17 protein-coding genes are annotated in these 22,761 nt (G+C 54.2%); 10 read left to right on the top strand and 7 right to left on the bottom strand.

Going from position 1 to position 22,761, the window contains the following annotated elements; genetic code table 11:
• Nucleotides 1-26 precede the first annotated feature (26 nt).
• Nucleotides 27-1,472, bottom strand: a complete 1,446-nt coding sequence (locus KOI40_RS02620) for an MFS transporter (RefSeq protein WP_216095877.1) — start codon at nucleotides 1,470-1,472, stop codon at nucleotides 27-29.
• Between the two features lie 233 nt (nucleotides 1,473-1,705).
• Between KOI40_RS02620 and KOI40_RS02615 the strand changes: the two genes are divergently transcribed.
• From KOI40_RS02615 to KOI40_RS02595, 5 genes are all read left to right on the top strand, one after another.
• Entirely contained in the window at nucleotides 1,706-2,344 is a 639-nt protein-coding gene (locus KOI40_RS02615) for a TetR/AcrR family transcriptional regulator (protein ID WP_216095876.1), read from the top strand.
• A 42-nt stretch (nucleotides 2,345-2,386) separates the two neighbouring features.
• Nucleotides 2,387-3,553: an amidohydrolase family protein gene (locus tag KOI40_RS02610; RefSeq protein WP_216095875.1), complete on the top strand. Its 1,167-nt coding sequence runs from the start codon at nucleotides 2,387-2,389 to the stop codon at nucleotides 3,551-3,553.
• A gap of 138 nt (nucleotides 3,554-3,691) precedes the next feature.
• On the top strand, nucleotides 3,692-6,322 hold the full coding sequence (locus KOI40_RS02605; protein WP_216095874.1) for a TonB-dependent receptor: 2,631 nt from the start codon (nucleotides 3,692-3,694) through the stop codon (nucleotides 6,320-6,322).
• Nucleotides 6,323-6,479: 157 nt separating this feature from the next.
• On the top strand, nucleotides 6,480-6,794 hold the full coding sequence (locus KOI40_RS02600; RefSeq protein ID WP_216095873.1) for an antibiotic biosynthesis monooxygenase family protein: 315 nt from the start codon (nucleotides 6,480-6,482) through the stop codon (nucleotides 6,792-6,794).
• Between the two features lie 215 nt (nucleotides 6,795-7,009).
• Nucleotides 7,010-7,630, top strand: a complete 621-nt coding sequence (locus KOI40_RS02595; RefSeq protein ID WP_216095872.1) for a hypothetical protein — start codon at nucleotides 7,010-7,012, stop codon at nucleotides 7,628-7,630.
• A gap of 4 nt (nucleotides 7,631-7,634) precedes the next feature.
• Here KOI40_RS02595 and KOI40_RS02590 read toward each other — a convergent pair whose 3' ends face one another.
• The 6 genes from KOI40_RS02590 to KOI40_RS02565 form a co-directional block, all read right to left on the bottom strand.
• Nucleotides 7,635-8,078: an ion channel gene (locus tag KOI40_RS02590; RefSeq protein ID WP_216095871.1), complete on the bottom strand. Its 444-nt coding sequence runs from the start codon at nucleotides 8,076-8,078 to the stop codon at nucleotides 7,635-7,637.
• Entirely contained in the window at nucleotides 8,078-9,172 is a 1,095-nt protein-coding gene (locus KOI40_RS02585) for a DUF2955 domain-containing protein (protein WP_216095870.1), read from the bottom strand. The genes KOI40_RS02590 and KOI40_RS02585 overlap by 1 nt, the downstream gene beginning before the upstream one ends.
• 11 nt (nucleotides 9,173-9,183) lie before the next feature.
• Entirely contained in the window at nucleotides 9,184-10,329 is a 1,146-nt protein-coding gene (locus tag KOI40_RS02580; protein ID WP_216095869.1) for an HlyD family secretion protein, read from the bottom strand.
• Nucleotides 10,326-11,864: an efflux transporter outer membrane subunit gene (locus tag KOI40_RS02575; protein WP_233709993.1), complete on the bottom strand. Its 1,539-nt coding sequence runs from the start codon at nucleotides 11,862-11,864 to the stop codon at nucleotides 10,326-10,328. Before KOI40_RS02575 ends, KOI40_RS02580 begins: the two co-directional genes overlap by 4 nt.
• Nucleotides 11,864-12,994 carry an AI-2E family transporter gene (locus KOI40_RS02570; protein WP_216095867.1) on the bottom strand — a complete coding sequence of 377 codons (1,131 nt, stop codon included), beginning with the start codon at nucleotides 12,992-12,994 and terminating at the stop codon, nucleotides 11,864-11,866. The genes KOI40_RS02575 and KOI40_RS02570 overlap by 1 nt, the downstream gene beginning before the upstream one ends.
• A gap of 266 nt (nucleotides 12,995-13,260) precedes the next feature.
• Nucleotides 13,261-13,830: a manganese efflux pump MntP gene (locus tag KOI40_RS02565; protein ID WP_216095866.1), complete on the bottom strand. Its 570-nt coding sequence runs from the start codon at nucleotides 13,828-13,830 to the stop codon at nucleotides 13,261-13,263.
• Between the two features lie 402 nt (nucleotides 13,831-14,232).
• Here KOI40_RS02565 and KOI40_RS02560 point away from each other — a divergent pair, with 402 nt between their 5' ends.
• The 5 genes from KOI40_RS02560 (at nucleotide 14,233) to KOI40_RS02540 (ending at nucleotide 22,761) form a co-directional block, all read left to right on the top strand.
• Nucleotides 14,233-14,997 (top strand): PEP-CTERM sorting domain-containing protein, encoded by a 765-nt coding sequence (locus tag KOI40_RS02560; protein WP_216095865.1) that lies wholly within the window; start codon nucleotides 14,233-14,235, stop codon nucleotides 14,995-14,997.
• Between the two features lie 131 nt (nucleotides 14,998-15,128).
• Complete coding sequence (gene gtfA / locus KOI40_RS02555) at nucleotides 15,129-16,571, top strand: sucrose phosphorylase (protein WP_216095864.1); 1,443 nt, start codon at nucleotides 15,129-15,131, stop codon at nucleotides 16,569-16,571.
• Between the two features lie 60 nt (nucleotides 16,572-16,631).
• A complete protein-coding gene (locus KOI40_RS02550) occupies nucleotides 16,632-17,921 on the top strand; it encodes an MFS transporter (RefSeq protein ID WP_216095863.1) in 1,290 nt (429 codons plus the stop codon).
• 298 nt (nucleotides 17,922-18,219) lie between these two features.
• Nucleotides 18,220-20,496 carry a glucosylglycerol-phosphate synthase gene (gene ggpS, locus KOI40_RS02545; RefSeq protein WP_216095862.1) on the top strand — a complete coding sequence of 759 codons (2,277 nt, stop codon included), beginning with the start codon at nucleotides 18,220-18,222 and terminating at the stop codon, nucleotides 20,494-20,496.
• Nucleotides 20,497-20,949: 453 nt separating this feature from the next.
• Entirely contained in the window at nucleotides 20,950-22,761 is a 1,812-nt protein-coding gene (locus KOI40_RS02540) for a CHASE domain-containing protein (protein WP_216095861.1), read from the top strand.

The following is a 22,761-nucleotide window of genomic DNA, read 5'->3' as shown; positions in this document are numbered from 1 at the left end:
TCCTGAGCTCAAGCAAACTCCTGCCATTAATAATCACTGCGCGCCTGTAAAATCAGCGCCGCCTGGATTTCATCCGTTCTTTTGCGACTGACATCAATGCGCATCGCCAGCCACCAGGGAATCATCAACAGCGCCACCAGAACGGGCCCCACCACAATACCGATGCCGAACAGCGCCGATTCGGACGCCTGCCCGGGCTCCACCCCCGGTTGCAGTCCGACAATATCCAGTAGCGGCCCGGCCACCATATAACCAAACCCCATGACGAATTTCAGCGCAAAAGTGGTTGCAGCAAAAAACACCCCTTCCTGCCGTCGCCCGGTCTCCAACTCGTGCTCATCGGCAATGTCCGCCATGATCGAATGCAGATTCACCGTGCGCATAATGGTCAGGATGGTGGTAATCAGGGTGTTGATAAACACCATCGCAAACAGCCAGTGTGTGCCGTTTTCGGGAATCACACCCAGCAGCCGTCCGGGCACCAGCCACAGTGTGTTAAACACCAGGCCGGCCACGGCAATGCGCAGCAGGGTCTGTTTTTCCCAGCGCCTGGCCATCCAGCTCATGCCGGGAAACGCCACCGCCACTGCCAGTAATGACGACAGGGCCAGCAGGGCAATCTGCTCCACCGACAGCTCCCAGAAATAGGTCCAGGTAATCATTTGCAAAGCGCCCAGAATGCCCAGCGTGCCACCCACGGCAATTTCCAGAATGAAAATCCGCCGGAAGTTGTCGTTGCGCAAGGTCGCCAGGGTATCGCTCAGCATGCCGCGCATCCCCGGGCTCTCCTTGCTGCGAGCGGCAATCTTCTGCAACCGGGGAATGTAGTGTCTTGTCCCCAGCACACACAGCAGACACGACAACATCACCAGCACAAAAGCCACCCAGCCGTAGATGGCGTAGTTTGCGATAACGAAGCGACCATCCTGACCGTTCACCTCGGCGAAAATCACCGTCAGGCAGATCGCCGGAATGGCCACCCCCGCAATCCAACCCAGATTGGTGCGAAAACTGACAATGGAAGATCGCTCGGCGTAGTTATCCACCATCTCGGCGCCCATGGCGTTCTGCGGGATGTAAAAGATCGTGAGGGAAGTTCTTAACAGCAGGACCGAAAACAATAACCAGCCAAACATCGCCCACTGCTGCTCCAGCCAGGCCTCCGGTGGACTGAACAGAATCACAAACGACAGCGCCAGTGGTATCGAGCCCAGCACCATCGGCGGATGCCGACGCCCCCAGCGGCTTTTCAATCGATCTGACCAGGCTCCCACCATCGGGTCAGACACGGCATCCCAGATGACCGAAATAAAAATGGCCAACCCCGTCAGGGAACCCGACAACCCCAAAACCTGGGTGTAAAAAAACAGCACAAAGTTGCCAAAGGTCGCCTCTTTCAGCGCGTAGGGGATACTGCCGATGCCATAGGACAGCTTATCGATAATGCGCATTTTATGATTATTCTGACTCATTACATTCCCCTTCATGATCTGGCGTCAACTTTTAATTATCTGATTTATAAGAACTTTTCTTGTTTCAGGAAACAAACACTTTCTCAAACCCACAATTTGTCGCCGGTTACAGTTGCAAAGTGTAACCATCAAGTTTACATTCTGTAACCACACAAAGTTTACAACATGTAACCGGCCCGTTGGCAACTACTTTTACCACCCTCCGGTTTCCGCTTACAGCACAGGAGTTTCGAGTGACCCGCGATACGCAAACTGCCGCCACCCCCCAGGACCGCATGACCGCCGATGAGCGGCGCAACGATCTGATCGACTTGGCTCTGGACATCCTTCGGGAAGAGGGTGCCGAAAAAATTTCCATTGGCACCATTGCCCTGCGCGCCGGAGTCACCCGCACCCTGGTGTACAAACATTTCGCCAATCGCGAAGACCTGATCAATGCCACCTACTCCCGCGAAGCCTTCAAACTTCACGATGCCATCAGTCAGGAAGTCAACAAAGCCACCGGTTTTGAAGGCCGACTCAGAGCCTTTGTCAGCGCAGTGCTCGGTGCTGTGGATACCCACGGCTGGATGTTCGGACCTCAGGAAGTTCACACTCAGGAGGTCGGCTTCAAGGCAGAACAGTCACAGCGCGATCGGCGTTCGGTACGCGCTTTTGCGCAATTGGCCATTGACGAATTCGGACTGTCGCGACGCGAGGCCTCCTCGGCCATGGGGATTTTGCTCTCGGGGATTACCTCACTTCGCATACAGGCTCATGTACTCACAACCCAAGAAGACCGACAGTTCCTCGCCGATCTCTATGTGGATCTGGTGCTGGGCGCTTTGTCGCACTTGAAGGATCGTCGCAGCCCTGGATCACCTCTGTCGTAAAACAAGATAACAACACCCCTACAACCACAGCAGGAGAGATGTATGAACAACATGGCTAACTACGTACAAGGCAGAATCGTCCACGACGCGGATGCCCACATCATGGAAACTCAGGACTGGCTGGAACCTTATTTGTCCGGTGAAGGCGCGGATAAACTCAATGACCTCTATGATCGGGCACCGGACTTTATTCGTGAGCAAATCGAAGCCGCCAGACAGCGCAAAGGCAATGCCGAAGCCGAAGCCGCGGCAGCTGAGAAACTGATCGATGGCCCCAAAGGCTGGGTCGCCTATGGTGCATTCGATCCGGAAGAACGCTCTGTGGCTCTCGACAAAATGGGATTTCAAACCCAACTGGTGTTCGGCACTTTTTCTCTCGGTACGTTTACCAGGCTGGATGATGAAACTCTGGTTTATAAAGGTGCCCGAGCGGCCAATGATGCGATGGCCGAATTCTGCCGCAAGGATCCGCGCCTGATCTATGTGGCCTATATTCCGCTGAACAATACTGAAAAAGCACTGGATGAACTGGATCGGGTACTGGCCGCAGGTGCCGGAGCCATTCAGGTGTCCACCGGCCCGGCCGGCGACCGCTCACCGGGTCATGTGGATCTGGATCCGTTCTGGCAAAAACTCCAGGATCGCGGCGTACCTTTTGTCCTGCACATTGGCCCCGGCACCATGACGCAACCCAGTGCCTATCACAACAACGGTCGCGAGCGAGCGCCGGACATTCACGGCGGCGGTGAAAACCTGCGCTTTCCGGATTACATCATGCTGTCTTACGGTCCGCAGATTTTTCTCACCGCCATGGTCTACGACGGTGTGTTTGAACGCTTCCCGCGTTTGAAAGGGGGCGTTATTGAATGCGGTGCGGGCTGGGTGCCGGAGTTTTTGCGCGAGCTGGACATTTCCTTTAAAAGTTTCAGCAAGACAGATCCCTATCTGCAAGCCATGACTTTAACGCCTTCCGAACAGATTCGTCGCGCCGTGAAATTCACGCCCTTCCCGAAAGAAGACCTGAAAAGGATGATCGATGACGCCGGCCCTGAACTGTTTATGTTCTCCAGTGATTATCCACACCCGGAAGGCACAACCGATCCACTGGGTTATTTTGAAGGCTCCATCGAAGACCTGGATGAAGCCATCAAGGATCAGTTCTATCGCGCCAACTTTGAAGCCATGCTGCCATGGCGATTTGCCAACTAGGCAACACAATACACAACAGAAACTGCACTCGTCGGGCTGTCTCCAGGTGGCGGCAGTCCGATCGCTCAACAGGGAGAGAGGTCATCACCCACAACAATAATTAACAGCGTTACTGTTACTCAACCGTAGGTAAATAGCATGAAAAAAATAACAGCTTTACTTACCGCCTGCAGCCCTCTGGTTTTGCTGGCACAAGCGGCACACGCACAAACTCAACCGGCCGATAGCAACATTGACAATCTGATCGAAGAAGTTGTTGTCACAGCCACACGACGCAGTCAGTCACTCAGCGAAGTTCCCATCGCCGTCAGTGTGGTCACCAAGGCTGACATTCAGAATTCAGGTACCTATGACGTCAAGGAGCTGAATCAGTTATCACCTTCCGTCCTGATTTCTTCCACCGGATCCGAATCCAATACCTCGGCGCGCATCCGCGGTATTGGTACCGTGGGCGATAACATCGGTCTGGAAAGTTCGGTGGCCATTTTTGTCGACGGGGTTTACCGCTCCCGCACCGGTGTCGGCATGGGAGAACTGGGAGACATTCAACAAATTGAGGTGCTGCGCGGCCCTCAGGGCACCCTGTTCGGCCGCAACGCCTCCGCTGGTTTGATCAATATCACCACGGCACCACCCACGCAGGAGTTCGCATCTGATATTTCGGTCACCTACGGCAATTACGATCAGCAGCGACTGGAAGCCAGTATCAATGGCGGACTGTCGGACACCGTCGCCGGCAAGCTGGAAGGTATTTTTTACAAGCGCGACGGTTTTTATGAAGACGTGAACACCGGCTATGAACTCAACAACCGCGACCGTTATTTTCTGCGCGGTCAACTGATGATCGAACCGCAGGATAACCTGTCGCTGCGCATCATCGGCGATTACACCAAACAGAATGAAGATTGCTGCGGTGCGGTGTTTGCGACCGACGACATCAGTGACCACACCGATGACATCCAGCCACTCACCAACTCGCAACTGCTGGACCCGGTGTACAACCCGAACATCGGCATACTGATGGCGGTGACAGGCAAAAGTCTGGACGAACTCTACCCGTCCATGGACGATCCCTACGACCGCAAAATGGCCATCAGTCCCGGTCGCGATTACGGCGGCACCTCGGAGCAATGGGGTTTGTCTGCCGAACTCAACTGGACGATCAACGACATGACGTTCACCTCCATCACCGCCTACCGCGACTACGACAGCGCCCAGTCCGCCGATGCCGAGTACCACTATGCGGACATTCTGAGCATTTCCGAAAATGGCAGCGGTCGTCAGTTTGAAACCTTTTCCCAGGAATTCCGCTTGCAGGGCACGGCCTTCAATGACCGACTCGACTGGCTCGCCGGTGCCTACTACTCCAACGAAACCTTGCAACAGGGCAGCACCTTGCAGTTAGGCAGCGATTACGGGGCTTATACCTCCTGCCTGCTCGCTGCCAGTCTGGGCACCGCTTTCATGGACGCGTCCAGTTCCGGGTGTCTGAACCCAACCGGACGCTTCGTCGCCAACAGTTTATCTCCCGATACCCTGCAGGCCTTTGACCTGTTGTACAGTCTGCAAAACCTCGGCGATGACGGCAGCCGCTATCAGCAGGACAGCGAAACCTTCGCCCTGTTTACCCACAACATTGTCAAGCTGACCGACACTCTGGATCTTACCGTGGGCCTGCGTTACACCTACGACGAGAAACGCTTCGATGCGGACTTCAACAACACCAACACCGTCTGCGCCGATATGCGCAGTTTGTCGCCCGGCATCTTTCCAATGCTGTCTCCGGCTTTCCTGACGCTGGCCTGTCAGGGCAACAGCACCTCCGAACTCAACGCCCTCGATCTGAAAGACAGCGACAGCACCGAGCAGTTTACCGGTACGCTGGTGCTGTCGTGGCGTCCCTCCGACGACTGGATGTTCTACGGCAGTTATTCACGGGGCTACAAGGCCGGCGGCTACAATCTGGATCGCTCGGCGCTGGGCCCCGCGTATTTGTCACGCAGTAATTCTGATGTCGACAATCTCAAATTTGATCCTGAAATCGTCGATGCGTTTGAGGTGGGTGCCAAATACCAGGGTGAACGTCTGACCGCCTCGGCGGCCCTGTTTTATCAAAGCTTTGAAAACTTTCAGCTGAATACGTTCGACGGCACCGTCTACATTGTGGAAACCATCAATGGTTGCGACAGCAATCTGAATGGTCTGGATACGGATACCAGTCCGGTCAGCGGCGCGTGCGATTCCGGGGATGTCACCTACGGGGTGATTTCCGAAGGGATTGAACTCGAAGCCAGTTACAGCGCCACCTCAACACTCAATCTGATGGCCGGTGTAACCTACGCCAACACCCGCTACGCCGATGATCTGGTCGGCGATGATTCCGGCTCGCCACTGAATCCATCGCTGCGCCGGCTGCCCGGTGAACCCCTCTCCAATGCCCCTGATCTGGTTACCACCGCAGCCATCAGCTGGACACCAAAATTAACCGACGATCTGAGCGGCTTGCTGTACCTGAACGTTCGCTACAGCGACAGCTATAACACCGGTTCCAACCTGGCGGCGCAAAAGATTCAGGACGCCTATTCGGTGGTCAACGGCCGCCTCGGGATTGTCAGTCAGGCCCATAAATGGAGTCTGGAGCTTTGGGGCAAAAACCTGCTGAATGAAGAGTACGCACAAGTGATATTTGATACCGCGTTTATCGGTTCTTCAACGTCTTATCTGGCAGATCCCCGAAGCTATGGTGTGACCTTGAGGAAATCGTTTTAGCAATAGGTCTCAAGCCCAAGGTGTTCGCGACGGCAAGATGCAGGGTGTTCATGCATCTTGCCGTCCGTTGGACGCCGCCAACCAAACCATCATTGCAGCCCCCAACCTTTCAGGCTAAGTTGAATCTGATGCGAGCAACTTGCAGAGAGGTCACGATATGAAATTCCTGTTCGAAGTCCATATCAAACCCGGCCACACCGCCGAGGAATACGCTGACGCGTGGCTGCGTGCCAGCGAAATTATTCAGCGAGCTCCCGGTGCACGAGGTACCGAATTACACCGCAAACTGGACGATCCCAATGTTCTGATTGCCATAGCCAGTTGGGAAAGCAAAGAGCAACGCGATGCCATGGAATCCAGACACAACGAGCAGGTTGCTGAAATTATTCGCAGCGCGGCTCCCTTCTGTGAAATACGCCCCATCGGCGAGTTCGATGATCCTCAGTGGGTGGTAATCCCCGATACAAAATAACCCCTAACCGACAGTGTGTAGTCACATCACCGAATGAAAGTGCAGAGCTCGGCGACCTGCGCTGTTGTTGCTAGCGTAGTTTCTGAGGTTGTCTCTGACGTTGTTTCTGGCACATTAAATTGTTTGCAATTTAATTTTACACAATTAATAGGTATAATCCCTGAGTCCAATGTCGTTAAGAACTCATCTCTCAGCCCTAAAAAGGAGTTTATTCCGTGAAAACACCGATTATCCCCACGTGGAACAGCGTATCACTGACCACAAGAATGTGGCTTCTGCTAATGATCAGCGCCCTGGCAAGCCCCGTCCTGGCAGACACCAAAGCCGCACCTGAGGCTCTTAAGGTCGAAGCCGACGACTTCTACTGCATGCTGGATATGACTCCGGTGCGGGGGTTTTACGTAGACAATCTGATTGAAGGCAAACTGGAAGACACCTTGAAAGTGGCCAACGCCGAACAGGGTGAATACCCTCCCGGCTCCGTGGTGCAACTGGTGCCCACCGAAGTGATGGTCAAACACCCCAAAGGCTTTAATGCCGCCACCAAAGACTGGGAATTTTTTGAGTTGAGCGTTTCAAAAGACGGCAGTGAGATTGAAAAGCGTGGTTTTGTGGACGTGGTCAACCGTTTCGGCGGCAACTGTTTTGCCTGTCACATCAAGGCCAAACCGGAGTTTGATCTGATTTGCGAAACCGGCCACGGCTGCGATCCCCTGCCCCTCCCGGCTTCCGTGTTTACGTTGCTGCAAAAAACCGACGCTCGCTGTGGCGGTCGTTACACCCCCACACAAGAAGAGATCGAGATTCTGAAAAACCTGAGCGCCCCCAGAAGCTGACGCCTCAGTCCGAACCGGAACCTGCCGGCGGTGTAACCCAGCCTTTCACCGCCTCGGCAAACACCCTCGACAGGGCCGCGGTGGACACTCCAATCATCAGCACACCATTCATCGCCTCCAGAGGCCCCAGCAATTGATGCTTCTCTGACATCACAATGTCACCGTACCCCAATGTCGCGAAATTAACCGCCGAGTGATACACCGCCAGCGACAGGGTTTCAAACTCACCCAGCCAGACAAACAGCAGCGCCCAGGCCACCACCTGCGCCATGTTGCCGACGATCAGAATCACCATCAGGATGGCCGTCACCCGCATGGCAATCAGAAACGTCGAACTCAACCTCTCTTGTCGGTACGCGTAGAAGCGCAACGCGGCGACCACCAGCATGCCCTGCAGCAACAGACAGAGCGCCATCATTGACAGCCCCATGACAAAATTCAGCAACATCAGCCCATCTCCGTTGAAGTGTTAATCCGTCTGCGTCTTCGTGCCCGCCACAGCTCCAGAGTGGCCATGGCAAAACCGGCGTAGAGCGCCACCACCAGAAACAGCGAGATACGCACAGCAAACGCCTGATACACATCCTTGCCGTTGGCGCTGTCCTGCACGGCAGCACCCAGTAACAGGATCATGGTGGTTATGGTGCCCACCCAGAAGGTGGGGCCAGCCCGAAACAGAGCGCCGGTTTTGGTTCGCAACACACCGTAGGCACCGCTGGCCAGCACCAGAATAAACAACAGCATCCACAAGCCGAAAAACCACAGTTCCACCGCCAGACTGAGACACAGCCACACTGCGATGGCACAGACACCACCAAGCAGTGTCGACAGTACCATTTCCCGATTGGCGTCCCGCAAACTCACGTCCGAGGTCTCGCGCCCAAGTAATATACTTTTCACCGTCAGTGGCAGATAGGCGGCGGGGTTGGTGAGCGTCAGCAAGAAAGCCGGCATCACGATCAGGGTCGCACGCAAAGACAACCAGTCGGTATCGGCCACCGAAATTGGTGCCGGTGCCGGCGGTGCCACCGGATCTTCGGGAAAGAAGGGATAAATCAGCCACTGACTCACCACCGCCAACACCACACTCACCACCAGTGCGCCGATCAGGGCACTGGCCAGAGCCTGACTGGCGCTACTGGCTGCGGGTATGACAGTAAAACCAAACGCCAGCAGTGTCGCCGGTGCTGCCTTGCCCTTGGCAATGGCCAGGCCGCTGCTGAAAAACAATCCGCAGAAGATGATCAGTAACGCCGGGATGGGCGCAAACTGCAACAGCGGCCCGAGCAGGATCCCGATACTCAGACTCACCACCACGGCAATCACCAGCACCAGCAGTTGTTTCGGGCCCGGGGGCGGTGCCGGAGTCGCGGTGAGAATGACCGCCAGCAGCGGCGCGAGGTAAGGCAACCCCAGCCCCATGCCATAGCCCAGCACCAACGCCAGACTGGCAGTCAACGCCAGTCGAAAGCTGCGTCGGGCAGCCAGCGGCAGCTGTCGGGTGTCCAGCTTTTTGAGAGGCGTTGATTTGAAGCCAGTCATAGGACACCGCCTCAAAAAGCGAAGGAGAGAATACTCAACATACGGATGTACATCTTGCCCAGCAATTTGAGTATGCCGTGCCCTTCACTGTAGGCAATCACCGACGCCTGCCCCCCCACACGCAACTGGTGCAGCACTTCGGGGTCCAGGGGTTTAGCGAATTCCACCTGCACCGGGAAGCGCTGCGCCTGACGCAGCCAGTCGCGATTGTTCTGCACTGAGGGCAAGCCACCGGGTGGCGTCGAACCGCCGGCGCTGATGCCCACCCCCACATTGCGAATGCTGCCTTTGAGCACCTGGCCCGGCAGCGCATCGAGCAGGATTTCTACCGGTGTGCCCGGTTTCAGATGCCCGAGGTTATTCTCGGTAAAGTCGGCGTTGATCCACACATCCTCAACGGCAATCAGTGTCATCACCGGACTGCCGGTTCCGGCAAACTGACCCACCTCGGCTTTCAGATCGGTAATAATGCCATCAGACTGGGCCACCACCGTGGTGTTATCCAGATCGAGCTGTGCCTTGTCGACACCCGTCTGGGCGGTTTGCAGCAGGGTATTGTCGGAATCGGATTCTCCGCCCTTCGACTCAATGGCCCGCTGGATATCCGCCTCGGCGGCGACTACCTGCGCCCGGGTCTGTTCCAGTGTGGCTTTGGAAATCTCCAGACGACGCTGGGAAATGGTGCCGGGGTCGCTCTCCCGCAGGCGCTTCAGGCGGGTGTAATCCTGCTGCGCCTTGAGCTGCCCGGCCTCTGCGGCTCGCAAGTTGGCGCGGGCCATGGCCACCGCCGCTCCCCCCGCTTCCACCTGATTGAGGGTATTGTTGAGATCAGACTGGGCCTTCTGCAAGGCAATTTCATACTGTGAACGATCGATGGCGAACAGTTTTTGTCCCTCTGTGACCCGCTCGTTATTGCTGACCCAGACCTCGGTAATCAACCCGGCGACCTTGGGGGCAACCCCCACCACATAGCCCTGTACCCTCGCTTGCGAGGTATAAGGGGTGAATCGATCCGCCATCAGATACCACAACAGACTGACCACAATCACGATCAGGATACCGAGCCCTCCCTTGCTTACCGCCTTGGCTGCGGATTCCGATTCCGCCGCTGACGCCGGGTCTGCAGATGGCTGATCTATTGCTGGGTTGTCACTCATGGTTTGCTTCCTGACTCAGAGGGAGGTGGCGGTGTTGCCAGAGGATCTTTCAGCAGATCGCCCCAGTGGGTGCGTTCACTCATGGTGTTGCGCGTCTCCTCCGGTATCACGGTATTGATGGCGGCTTCTTGCCAGCCGCCACCCAGTGCCTGGTACAGGCCGATGATGGCGGCCACGTGATCGCCCCGATTGACGATGGCGCGGTCTGACTGGGAAAAGGTTCTCGCCTGGGCATCCAGTACCCGCTGAAAATCCGAGTAACCTTCACGATAACGGCGGGTGGCAATTTCCAGCGAGCGTTCCGCCGCCGTCAGCGACTGGTCGAGAATTTGCTGGCTGGCACCGGTCTGGGCAATGCGGTTGGCGGCATCGTCAATTTCCCGCGCGGCGTTAAGCACGCTGTTGCGATAGGCTTCGAGCGCCTGTTGCAAGCGCGCATCCTGTACCCGCACGTTGTTTCTCAGTCGACCGTAATTGAAAAGGTTCCAGGTAAGTGCCGGGCCAGCCGCGAAGGTGGTGATATTGGGGGTCAGTTCCACACTGCTGCCCGACCAGCCAAACGAACCGAACAGCGACAGCGCGGGATACATATCGGCCTTCGCTATGCCAATCTGCGCCGACTGTGCCGCCGCCGACCAGGCCGCGGTACGTACATCCGGGCGGCGCAGCAACAGGTTCGCGGGTACCTCACGCAGACTCAGAGGTTGCAGTTCAGGCAGGCTGCTGTCGACGCCCTCCAGTTCCGGCAAATCCCCCGGCGGACGTCCCAGCAGAGCGCTGAGTGCATTGCGCTGTTGCTGCAGCGCCAATTGCAATCCGGGGATGGTCGCCTGTGTGCCCAGATATTGTGACTTGGCCTGTTGCAGATCGAGCTCGGAATCCTGCCCTTCGTTATAGAGCTTTTCGGTGATGTCAAAACTGCGCTTTTGCAGCACCACGTTGTTGCGGGCGATTTCGATGCGTTTGAGTGTGGTTTTGTAGCTGTAATACAGCGAGGCCACCTGCGCCGCCAACAGCACCTGAACATCCTGCTGATTGGTCACCGAGGCAAAATAGGCGGCATCGGCGGATTCCACCGCACGGCGGAAGCGTCCCCAGAAGTCCATTTCCCAGCCGAGGTTAAACGCCGCCTCACCGGTTCTAAATTCCTGATCCCTGCCACTGCCGCGCTGCTGATCCACATAGGCACCCTGAGCCGTGAGCTGTTGAACCTGTGGATACTGCAGCCCCGTAGCGACACCTTGCAGGGCCCGGCTTTCCAGAATCCGCAATCCCGCAATTCGCAGGGCGGGGTTTTCCAGCCGCACTTTTTCAACCAGATCGGTCAGTACCGGATCCTGAAATCGCTGCCACCACTGACTGAGATCCGTCGCCCCGGCGTCCTGTTGAGTTTCGCCATAGAGCTCCGGCTGCCAATCGGCCAGCCAGTGAATATCAGGGTCCTGATAATCGGGGCCCAGTGGCGCACAGGCAGCCAGCCCCAGCAACAGGCCGACCGCTCCACCGCGGATAAGGTAAAAAGAAATAGTTCGCATCACTCAGGTGACTGACCCGCATCAGTCACAGAACTGGCGGCATCGTCAGCCGCAGGAAGGTAGTTGGGATCGGAATCCACCCAGGCCATAAAGATCTGATAAGCCACCGCGAGGATTACCGCGCCCACAAACAGACCGATCAGCCCTGTGGTCATCATGCCTCCCAGTGCCCCCAGCAACACAACCGGCATGGGGGCGGCAACACCACGACCCAGCAACATCGGCTTGAGCACATTATCCGCCAACCCCGCGAGCACAAGATATACCGTCACCCCCACATTCATTAACATGGAACCGTCGCCAGCGACCCACAACCAGATTATCACCGGTATAAAGATCAGCGCCGCTGGCAGCTGCATGATGCCGAAAGCCAGCACAATCACGGCGAGAACACCGGCAGCCGGCACACCGGCAATCAAAAACCCCACACCCAGAAGAATCGCCTGGATAAACGCAACGCCGATCACGCCGGTCGCGACAGAACGGATGGTGGCCACCGTCAGTACGTGCATCTCTTCCCCGACTTTGGGGCCACAGATGCGGGAATATATTCGACGGGTGCTTTCGGCGCCGGGATGGGCATAGGCCAGCATCACTCCCGCCACAATAAAAGCCGCCACAAACGCCAGCAGTGTTGTCACCCCATTACCCAGGGTCGAAACCGCGCGACGTGTAATGCCCTGCATTTGCTTGTGATGCTCAGCCACAAACCCCGAGACATTGCTGGAAGCCGATTGCCAGGTGGTATAGACCTGCTCACCGACGATTGGCCAACCCGCCACACTCTGCTTCGGCTCCGGAATGGTGAGCGTGCCCTCCTCAAGAGCCTTGTAGCTACTGAGTGAATGCTCCACAAATGACATCCCCAGCAGCACCGTGGGTACCCCAATCACCAACAGCACAATCAGCACCAGCACTGTCGCCGCCCGACCATTTTTGCCCCCCATTTTCGAAGCAAGCATGGAGTTCAAGGGATACAGCGCCACCGCCAACACAACCGCCCAGACCATCAGCCCCAGAAACGGTGAAAAAACCTTCATCGCCAGATACACCAAAAAGGCAATCAACCCCAGCCGGATGGCAATGTCCATCGCCGGTGTTTCGGTAGCCTTGGAGCGGGATTCATCCATAACATATGTCCTTAAATCGTTGACGAGGGGGACTTTCATCCTGATCAGCAAAGGAGCAGGATAATTATTTGGTTTACTGTCACATCGGACAACAAACCGCCGTGTAATCACTTGTTTTTCAAGTGTAGTCCGATTTCAGAAACTTACCTTTTTAGAAGAATCCGCTTTAAGAAAGAAATCCACCCTTTGTAAGCGCCCATAAAAAAGGGTCTCAATGAGACCCTTTTTTATATGACTGACAATATGTTGCGACAGTGATGCGGCGGTTATCCCAGCAGGATTTTCACTCCGATCAGCACCAGCACCACCCCGCCAAACAGCTCTGCCTTGCTCTCCAGCCAGGTGCCACTTTTAACACCAACATAAACCCCCAGCACACTGAACAAAAAGGTGGTGACCGCAATGATCAAGCACGCCACCAGCGGGGCCACCTCCATCAGGGTGAGAGCAAAACCGGCTGCCATGGCATCAATGCTGGTGGCAATGGCGAGAATCAGCATAACCCGGTGTGTCACCTGGGCAATGTCTTCCTCGACGCCTTCGGCGAAAGACTCATAAATCATCTTGCCGCCAATAAACAGCAGCAGCGCAAACGCGATCCAGGGCGCGTAATGCTCGACCCAGCCCAACACCCCCTTGCCTCCGAGGTAACCAATCAGAGGCATCACGCCCTGGGCAATACCGAAGTAAACGCCCGCTATCAGCGCCAGTGAGAGAGGGCCGCTTTGCGGGCCGGCCTTCTTTTGAGGAAAACTGGTTTTCTTTGAACCCAGGCCAATAGACACTGCAAAGGCATCCATACTCAGGGCAATCGCCAATAACAATACTTCAATCATGATGACTCTCTATCAAAAAAACGGTACGTGTTGTGTAACACGGTATGTGAGCTCTCATTGATACGTTTTCAGAGTGGCTCACCGCCTGAAACGAACAAAGGCGCCATTCTAACCCACACGATCAGATCTTGTTATTGATCCTCTGCACTGAAGGCCGGACTCACTCAACAAACACAGAAAGAGGTTGCCGCAGGCGCGTAAGTTGTCAGTTTTTTTTACAATTTCAGCCTCAAATTGAATTGCTGATTTTTAATAAATACAAAAAGATCAATAAAATCAGTTAGATAAAACCCGTGGCGCGAGAATTGCTTATTCCCAAAAGAGATATCCAAACAACCCTTAACAACTCTTTTAGCGAACGTTTAACCAACACTATTGGACTGACTTTAGAGGCAATCTGGAATGCTTAACTCGCGATTACTGTCCCTGATCTTACTGCTACTCCCCTGTTCGGCCTTTGCAACTCTGGTGGATCTCAACACCTGGCAATCCGACACTCCATCCAACTGGTCACAAACCTCCAACGGGGCTCATGTGATCACAAACGCAGATCCTTCGGCATTGTTCAGCGGCAGCAATAATCTGAATTCCGTACTGAGCGGGCGCTTCGGCGTCATGGACTTCAACGATGACGATTTTATTGGCTTCGCACTGGGGCTGCAGCCCGGAGAACTGACCAGCACCAGCGCAGACTACTGGTTGATTGATTGGAAGCAGAGAACCCAATCCTTTGGCTCTCAGCTGTTTCCTCAAGGCTTATCCATCAGCCATGTCACCAACGGCAGTAATGGGAACAATGCTGCCTGGAGTCACGGAGTCGGTTTTGAAGAGCTGCAACGCGGTACTAACCTGGGCTCAACAGGCTGGTCCGATAACGTCTGGTATGATTTCAGCCTTTCCTATACCGCCGATTTAATACAGTTTTCAATCAACGGCCTCACCGAGATCTCACTGACCGCATCCGAGGCGGGTGTTACCGGTTTTGGCGGCGGCTCTTTCGGGTTGTATGCCAACTCGCAACAAAACGCCAGCTTTGCAGATCTGTCTCTGACTCAACTGCCAGGCTCTCAGGCAACCGCGGTCCCTTCACCGGCAACCCATGTGTTAATGGGGCTGGGCCTCCTTTCGCTCGCCGCCTTTCGTAAAAAGCGCGTCCGTAGACACTGATTAACCAAACCATTTCTCTGCAATCCGTTTCTCTGATTGTCGGCCTCTGACCCGATCGGGACAGAGGCCTTTAAAAAATCCACTGGCACAGACATTGCACCCTCCTTTGGGTAACACTCACAGGAGGAATGATGCCTTTACGCAATGCCGTCCAACTCATCTGTTACCCCAATCGCCTGGGCAATGATCTGAAAGATCTGCACCATGTCATGAAAAAGTACTTTGCTGACAGCGTCGGCGGGGTGCACATTCTGCCCTTCTTCCCTTCCAACGCCGACGGTGGTTTTTCTCCCCTGTCTCACCGCGAAGTCGAACCTGCCTTTGGCACCTGGGACGATATCCAGGCCATTGCCGCCGATTTCGATCTCACCTGCGACGTCACCATCAATCATATCTCCGATCAATCCGCTGAGTTTCAGGACTATATAGCCAAGCGCGATCAATCCGAGTTCGCCGATTTATTTGTCGACGTGGACAAGCTGGGAGAGATCTCCCACGACGATCTGGCCAAGATACACATCCGCAAGGAAAAGGAGCCTTTTCGCGACGTTACCTTTGCCGATGGCTCCACCGGGCGGGTGTGGTGTACCTTTACGGAGAACCAGATTGACCTCAACTTTGAGAATGAACTGACCTATCAGTTTATGGCAGAAAACATGCAGTTCCTCGCTGAAAAAGGTGTGAAACTGTTTCGATTGGACGCCTTTGGTTACACCACCAAGCGCATTGGCAGCAGCTGTTTTCTGGTAGAGCCTGAAGTCTACCGACTGCTGGATTGGGCCAACGAGGTGGCACAGTTGCACGGCGCTGAAATTCTTCCGGAAGTGCACGACCACCCCAGCTATCAGTACGCCATTGGCCGTCGCAATATGCATCCCTATGGCTTCGCTCTGCCGCCACTGCTGTTGTATTCACTGCTGGACGCCAACAGTGTGTACTTAAAAAACTGGTTGCGCATGTGTCCGCGCAATATGGTAACGGTGCTGGATACACACGACGGCATCTGCATTCCCGATGTGGAATCCATCCTGCCGGAAGACAAAATTACGATTCTTATCGACAACATTAACAGCCGCAGCGCCGACCCGATTCTGCGTCGCTCGGCGGCCAATGTGCACAGTGTTGGTGCCATCTACCAATTAACGTGCACCTTCTATGATGCACTGATGCGCAACGATGACGCCTATATTGCAGCCCGTGCGATTCAGTTTTTTACCCCAGGTATTCCTCAGGTGTATTACGTCGGACTGCTCGCCGGGTGTAACGATTACGAACTGATGGACAGTACCGGAGAGTTTCGCGACATCAACCGTCACTTTTATTCGCTGGAAGAAATCGACGAAGCCGTCACCCAACCGGTCGTCAAACGGCAACTGGCGCTGATGCACTTCCGCAGCCACTATCCCGCGTTTGACGGCCACTTTGAGTTGAACTATTCCAATCAGAGCAGTGTCTCCATGGCCTGGCGTCACGGTGAAAGCTACTGCCATTTGTTTGTGGATCTCAACTTCAAAACCACCACCATCGAGTACATTGATGTGGAAGACGGAGAGACCAAAACGCTCCAGTTCTGATCCCGCAACTCATCTTTCTTTTTGCTTCCTGAAACCATTGACCGTGACAGGAGACCGACGATGTTAACCCTGGTTGTTCCCATTACCGCGTTGCTAATGGGTGTATCCCTGCTGCTGCTGGGCAGTGGCCTGCTCAACACCCTGCTGGCCATTCGCGGTGGTCTGGAAGGCTACGCCGATAACACCATGGGCTTTATCATGTCCGGGTATTTTTTTGGGTTTTTCATCGGTACGTTTCTCGCCTTGCCACTGATTCAACGCGTCGGCCATATTCGCACCTTTGCCTGTTGTGCAGCGATCGCCGCCTGTTCGGTGCTGCTGCATGAACTCAGTGTGCACCCGCTGAGCTGGCTGCTGCTGCGAGTGATGACCGGCGCCGTGCTGGTGATTCTCTATACCGTGATTGAAAGCTGGCTGAACGCGCAGACCAGCGGTTCGCAGCGCGGACGGGTGTTTGCGGTGTATATGGCCGTCAACCTGGGGTCACTGGCGATTGCCCAGCAGCTGTTACGGCTGGGTTCTGCCGAGAGCTTTCTGTTGTTTGCGGTATCCGCCATTCTCGTCAGTATCAGCCTGGTGCCCATTACCCTGACGCGCATAAAGCAACCGGAAGTGTCGGTGGTGCCACGGCTGAAACTCTCCGCCATCTATCGCTTCTCACCGGTTGCCGCTGCCGGCGCGTTGTTATCCGGTTTGGCCATGGGAGGCTTCTGGGGAATGGGTGCTATTTACGCCGGACGCATTGGACTCGACAGTCACGGCGTGGCCACGTTTATGTCCTTTGCCATTCTCGGTGGCGCACTGTTTCAGTTTCCGCTGGGACGCTATTCGGATACCCACGACCGGCGCAAGGTACTGGCGGTTGTGACGCTACTGGCAGCGGTTGCTGCAGCCTTGTTGTGGATCACCTCCCTGTTTGGCTACTGGGTGTATCTGGCAGCGGCGCTCTACGGCGGCTTTGCGTTTGCCATCTACCCCGTGTCAGTGGCGATGCTGATGGACAAGCTGGAGCCGGAAAATATTTTGTCCGGTGCGAGCAGTTTATTATTTTTGCACGGTGTTGGTGCGGCAGTAGGTCCTGCACTGGCGGGACAGTTAATGTCCTGGATGGGCTCTCAGGCACTGACACTCTACTTTGTCGCCATGCAAATGGTGCTCTGTTTGTTCGCGGTACGGAACTTGCAGCACTCAATGACAGTGACTTCCGATCAACCTGCACACTTTGTTCCCATGGTGCGAACCACACCCACGGTGTTGGAGATGTTACCGGACGAAGAACAGGAAACCATGCAGGGAGAAACCGTGTCCGAAACACCGCACACGGAAAAGGAAGTCGCAGGCAGGATTTAATTCTTTGTTAAATGTTGCAGCGGCAGGATTCCAACAGTCGCCGTGTTGGTCACAACACTTGTGGGATTCAACAAAGGGTTAGTCAGGCATTCAGGCCTTAAAAAGGCTGTCGCTGATGGTTTTAACAACCATGATCCATTCCGCGCAATTGCGCGGCGGTTGTCCAAAAATACGGTTCTCTGACGAACACAGATTTGGACGAAAAATACAGACTCGCACCTGCGGCCAGCTGCTTTAAGGCATAACACACTGCTCTGATTTCGGGCCGGTTTCCCGTTATCAGTTACAGGAGATTGTCATGCTATTAGCCACCGATTTGGACGGCACGTTTCTCGCCGGTACGCCGGAACAGCGGCTTAAACTCTACCAGCTCATCAGCGCCCATCCGGACATCACTCTGGCTTTTGTCACCGGCCGCGGACTGGAGTCCGTTTTGCCGCTGTTATCCGATCCCACCATTCCACAACCGGATTACATTATTTGCGATGTGGGCTGCACCATTGTTGAAGGCCTCACACAACAACCCATTCAGCCACTGCAGGCAAAAATTGATGCCCTGTGGCCCGGAACCCAGGTGATTGAAAACGCCCTGGCTCACAAAACCGGACTGCAACGTCAGGATGTGCCTCAGGAGCGTCGCTGTTCCTATTTTTGTGAAGAAGGTGCCATTGATGATGAAATCATTTCCATCGTCAACGACCTTTCCTGTGACCTGTTGTATTCCGCGGATCTCTATCTGGATGTTTTGCCACCAGGCATCAATAAAGGCAAAACCCTGCGCGAGCTGGTGGAACATCTGGGCTGGCATCCGGAACAGGTGATGGTTGCCGGCGATACCCTCAATGATCTGTCCATGTATGAACAGGGCTTTATCGGCGTGTGTGTGGGAGAGTCAGAACCGGCGCTGTTACAATCCACCGAAAATCGCGCGCGTGTGTTTCACGCCAGTGAACCCGGTTGTGGCGGCATCCTCGAAGCCTTTCAGCACTTTGGTTTTCTCGGCCCCGCCGGCCTCGAAGCGGAAGCTCAGGAGTTGTTGCCACCGGGCAAATCGGATCTGGTGATTGTCTATCACCGTTTGCCGTACGAAGAAGTGTTTGAAGAAGGCGAGCTTCGTCGTCGACGCCCCTCCTCACCCAATGGCATCATTCCGACCCTGCTGGGTTTCTTTGCCGACGGTCGCCGGGGCTCCTGGGTCGCCTGGTCAACACACGATGACAATCACGGCGATTTTGAAACACACACCGAAGTAGATGCCAGCAACTACCCCAACCTGCGTGCCGCACGGGTGCGTCTGACGAAAGACGAAGTGGATATCTTTTATAAAAAGTTTTCCAAGGAAGCCTTCTGGCCAACGTTACACACTTTTTGGGAGCGGGCCACGTTTCGCGAAGAACACTGGGAAGTGTTTCTCGAAGTCAACCGTGCCTTTGCCGAGCGCGCCGCTGCCGAGGCTGCTGAAAACGCCGTGGTCTGGATTCACGATTACAACCTCTGGATGGTACCGGCCTATCTGCGGGAAATTCGCCCGGATGTGACCATTGCCTTTTTCCACCACACCTACTTTCCGTCTGCCGACGTGTTTAATGTACTGCCCTGGCGGAAGGATATTATCGGCAGCCTGTTGCAGTGTGACTACGTCGGTTTTCACATTCCCCGTCAATCGGAAAACTTTGTCGATGTGGTTCGTGGAGTCACACCGTTTACGGTCAAGGAAAAAGTCAGCTGTGCTCCGCGCTTTCTGACTTACGGCTGTGCTGTGGGACTGGATGAAATGACCCGACAAATCGAAGTCAATGGTCGCACCATTTGCCTCGGGGCTCATCCGGTGGGTTTAAGTCTCGATCGCATCAAGAGTGCTTTGGCCATGCCGTCCATTCAAAACCGCATGACGGAATTGCGTGAAGAGCTGGATGGAACCCGGGTTATTCTTTCGGTCGAGCGGCTGGACTTTACCAAAGGCATTCTGGAAAAACTGACCGCTTACGAACGTCTGCTCAAGACCCATCCGGAGTTGATCGGCAAGATCACCCTGCTTACAGTTTGTGTGCCCGCAGCCAAGGAAATGTCCATCTACGATGAACTGCAACAGCAGATTGAGCAGGCGGTGGGCAGAATCAACGGCAGCTTTGCCCGGGTGGGTTGGACACCCATCCAGTTTTTCTTCCGCAGTTTTCCGTTTGAGGAACTGGTAGCCTATTACGCCATGGCCGATGTCATGTGGATTACGCCGCTTCGCGATGGTCTCAATCTGGTGGCCAAGGAGTATGTGGCGACTCAAGGCCTGACCGATGGTCGCGGTGTGCTGGTGTTATCAGAGTTTACCGGTGCCGCTGCAGAATTGCGCGGTGTGGTATTGGCCAACCCCCACGATCCGGTAGAGCTGGCTGACACCTGCTACTTTGCATTAAACATGCACGCCAAGGACGCCAAGGCCCGCTTGAAAGAAGCCTTCGAAGTGGTGGAGTACTACGACATCAATTACTGGGGGCAGGAATTTATGTCTGCCGTCGCGGCCACAACCAAGGATAACGTGATTGAACTGGACTCAAAGAGAAAACTCGGGGTCGCATGACCCCGAGCTTATAAGACAGTCTCTCGATTGATGCAATACCGCTGGCAGATAGAGATCACTAACAACAGTTCTGCCAGCATTCATCCCAGCAAGAATCGACAATAACTCCCACCAACCGCCACGTCTCACGGGCACTGGCGCCTGCCAGTCACACAATTGGCCTACGAAACAACATTAACATCCCGCGCCCAAAGTTTGTCTTGGATCATAACGCTACCAGTCCAAAATCTGTGATCATGCGTAAACAGGTTAAAGAAATAATACCTGTACAGGTCAAAAGCTGCAGAGGCTTATCATCAAAAAGCTTCATATTTAGGAAATTTTGCCGATGATACGAGTAATGACGATTTTTTACCTGCTTCGGTTACTGACAGATCAACCATTAGCGGTTTGTTAACGTCAACAGCGAATTTCTTGCCTTTCGATTATTAGAGCCCCAAACCGGTAGTACACATGCCCACAACAGACACTGCATCAGGCCTTACCCCACTGACAAAACTGCATTGGTATCACTGGCTGGTGTTAGCTCTCTCACTGGCTTTGACCGTGGGTGCCTGGTATTTTTCGTCCCGTCAGGTGCAAGAGAAAACCCAGGCACAATTTGATTTTCAGGCGGCACAAATTCTTGAACTGGTGCAGGAGCGAATGGCCAAGTACGAAGAGGCATTGTGGGCCGGGGTAGCCGCGTTGCATATGCTGGAAGATGATGCCTCCCGCAAAGACTGGAAAACTTTTGCGACCAGTTTACAAATTGAGAATCGATTTCCGGGTATTAACGGGATCGGGGTTATTCATTACGTTCCACTTAAAAAATTACCCGAGTATCTTGCCTGGCAACGTCAACTCCTACCTGAGTATGCACTTCATCCAGCTCATACCATCCCCGAATACTGGCCTATCACTTATATCGAACCCGAGGCCAGTAATCTTAAAGCCATAGGGCTGGATATGGCTCATGAACACAACCGCTTCACCGCTGCCCAAAAAGCCAGGGACACCGGCAACGCAACAATAACCGGCCCTATCACCCTGGTGCAGGACTCGCGAAAAACCCCGGGCTTTTTATTTTACGCTCCCTGGTACTCTACAGATCCTGTACCTTCTACACACGGTGATCGACACAACGGGTTTCTCGGCCTGGTGTACGCACCTTTTATTATGCATAGACTGATGGATGGTACCCTGGAAAACACCAACCGACAGGTGAACTTCAGTATCCATGACGGTACTGAAGAGCTTTACAACGAGCTGACCACTGCGTCTGAAGACTATGACCATAATCCGATGTTTACCACTGAAATTACGGTAGAAATGTATGGCCGACCCTGGACATTTGCTCTGCATTCATCACAGATTTTTCGTGCCCAACACCCTCAGGATCAACCTTTTCTGATCTTGATCGGAGGGCTGTTAATTGACACGTTGCTGCTGTTTATCTTCCTCGTACTGGTACGCTCCAATGAGCGAGCCGTCAATTATGCCAATAAAGTAACGGAAGATTTGAAATTGCGACAGGAAGATCTTGAAAGAGCCCAGAAAAGCCTCAAGACACGCAACAATGAATTACTGGAAGCCAATAAAGAACTGGATCAATTTGCCTTTGTCGCTTCACATGATCTTAAAGCTCCCTTGAGAGGTATCTACCAACTGTCCCAGTGGATTGCAGATGACCTGAGAGACAAGATCTCAACGGAGACTTCTGATTATCTGACACTGCTTCAAAGTCGCGTATCTCGTCTGGAACGATTACTCGACGACCTGCTCAGCTATTCAAGAGTGGGACGAAAAGAAGGCCAACCCGAACTGTTTTGCATTACCGAGAGAGTTCAGCAACTTTTTGAGCTCTTGAGTCCACCGGATAATTTCAAACTTATCTGCAATAACGAAGTGGGAGACATCAACACTCTGGCAACGCCTTTGGAATTGATTCTCCGCAACCTTATTGGCAATGCCATCAAGCATCACGATCAATCCCAAGGGGTTGTGACTGTAAACGTAAAAATGATGGAAGATTTTTACCAGTTTACGGTTGAAGATGATGGCCCCGGCATTGCCAAAGAATACCACACCAAAGTATTCGATCTGTTTCACACACTCAAACCCAGAGACCTTGTGGAAGGCAGTGGTCTTGGGCTTTCGGTGATCAAGAAAATACTGGACAGCTACATGTGCCGTTACCACATTGAGTCAGATGGAATCCGGGGCTACCGTTTCACCTTTACCTGGCCAAACGAACAGCAACTGAAAGCGCGGCTTAAGGAATAA

Origin of the sequence: Pseudomaricurvus albidus, from assembly GCF_018863235.1 — a bacterium.
GTDB lineage: Bacteria > Pseudomonadota > Gammaproteobacteria > Pseudomonadales > Cellvibrionaceae > Pseudomaricurvus > Pseudomaricurvus albidus.
This window is presented reverse-complemented; position numbering and strand designations above follow the sequence as displayed.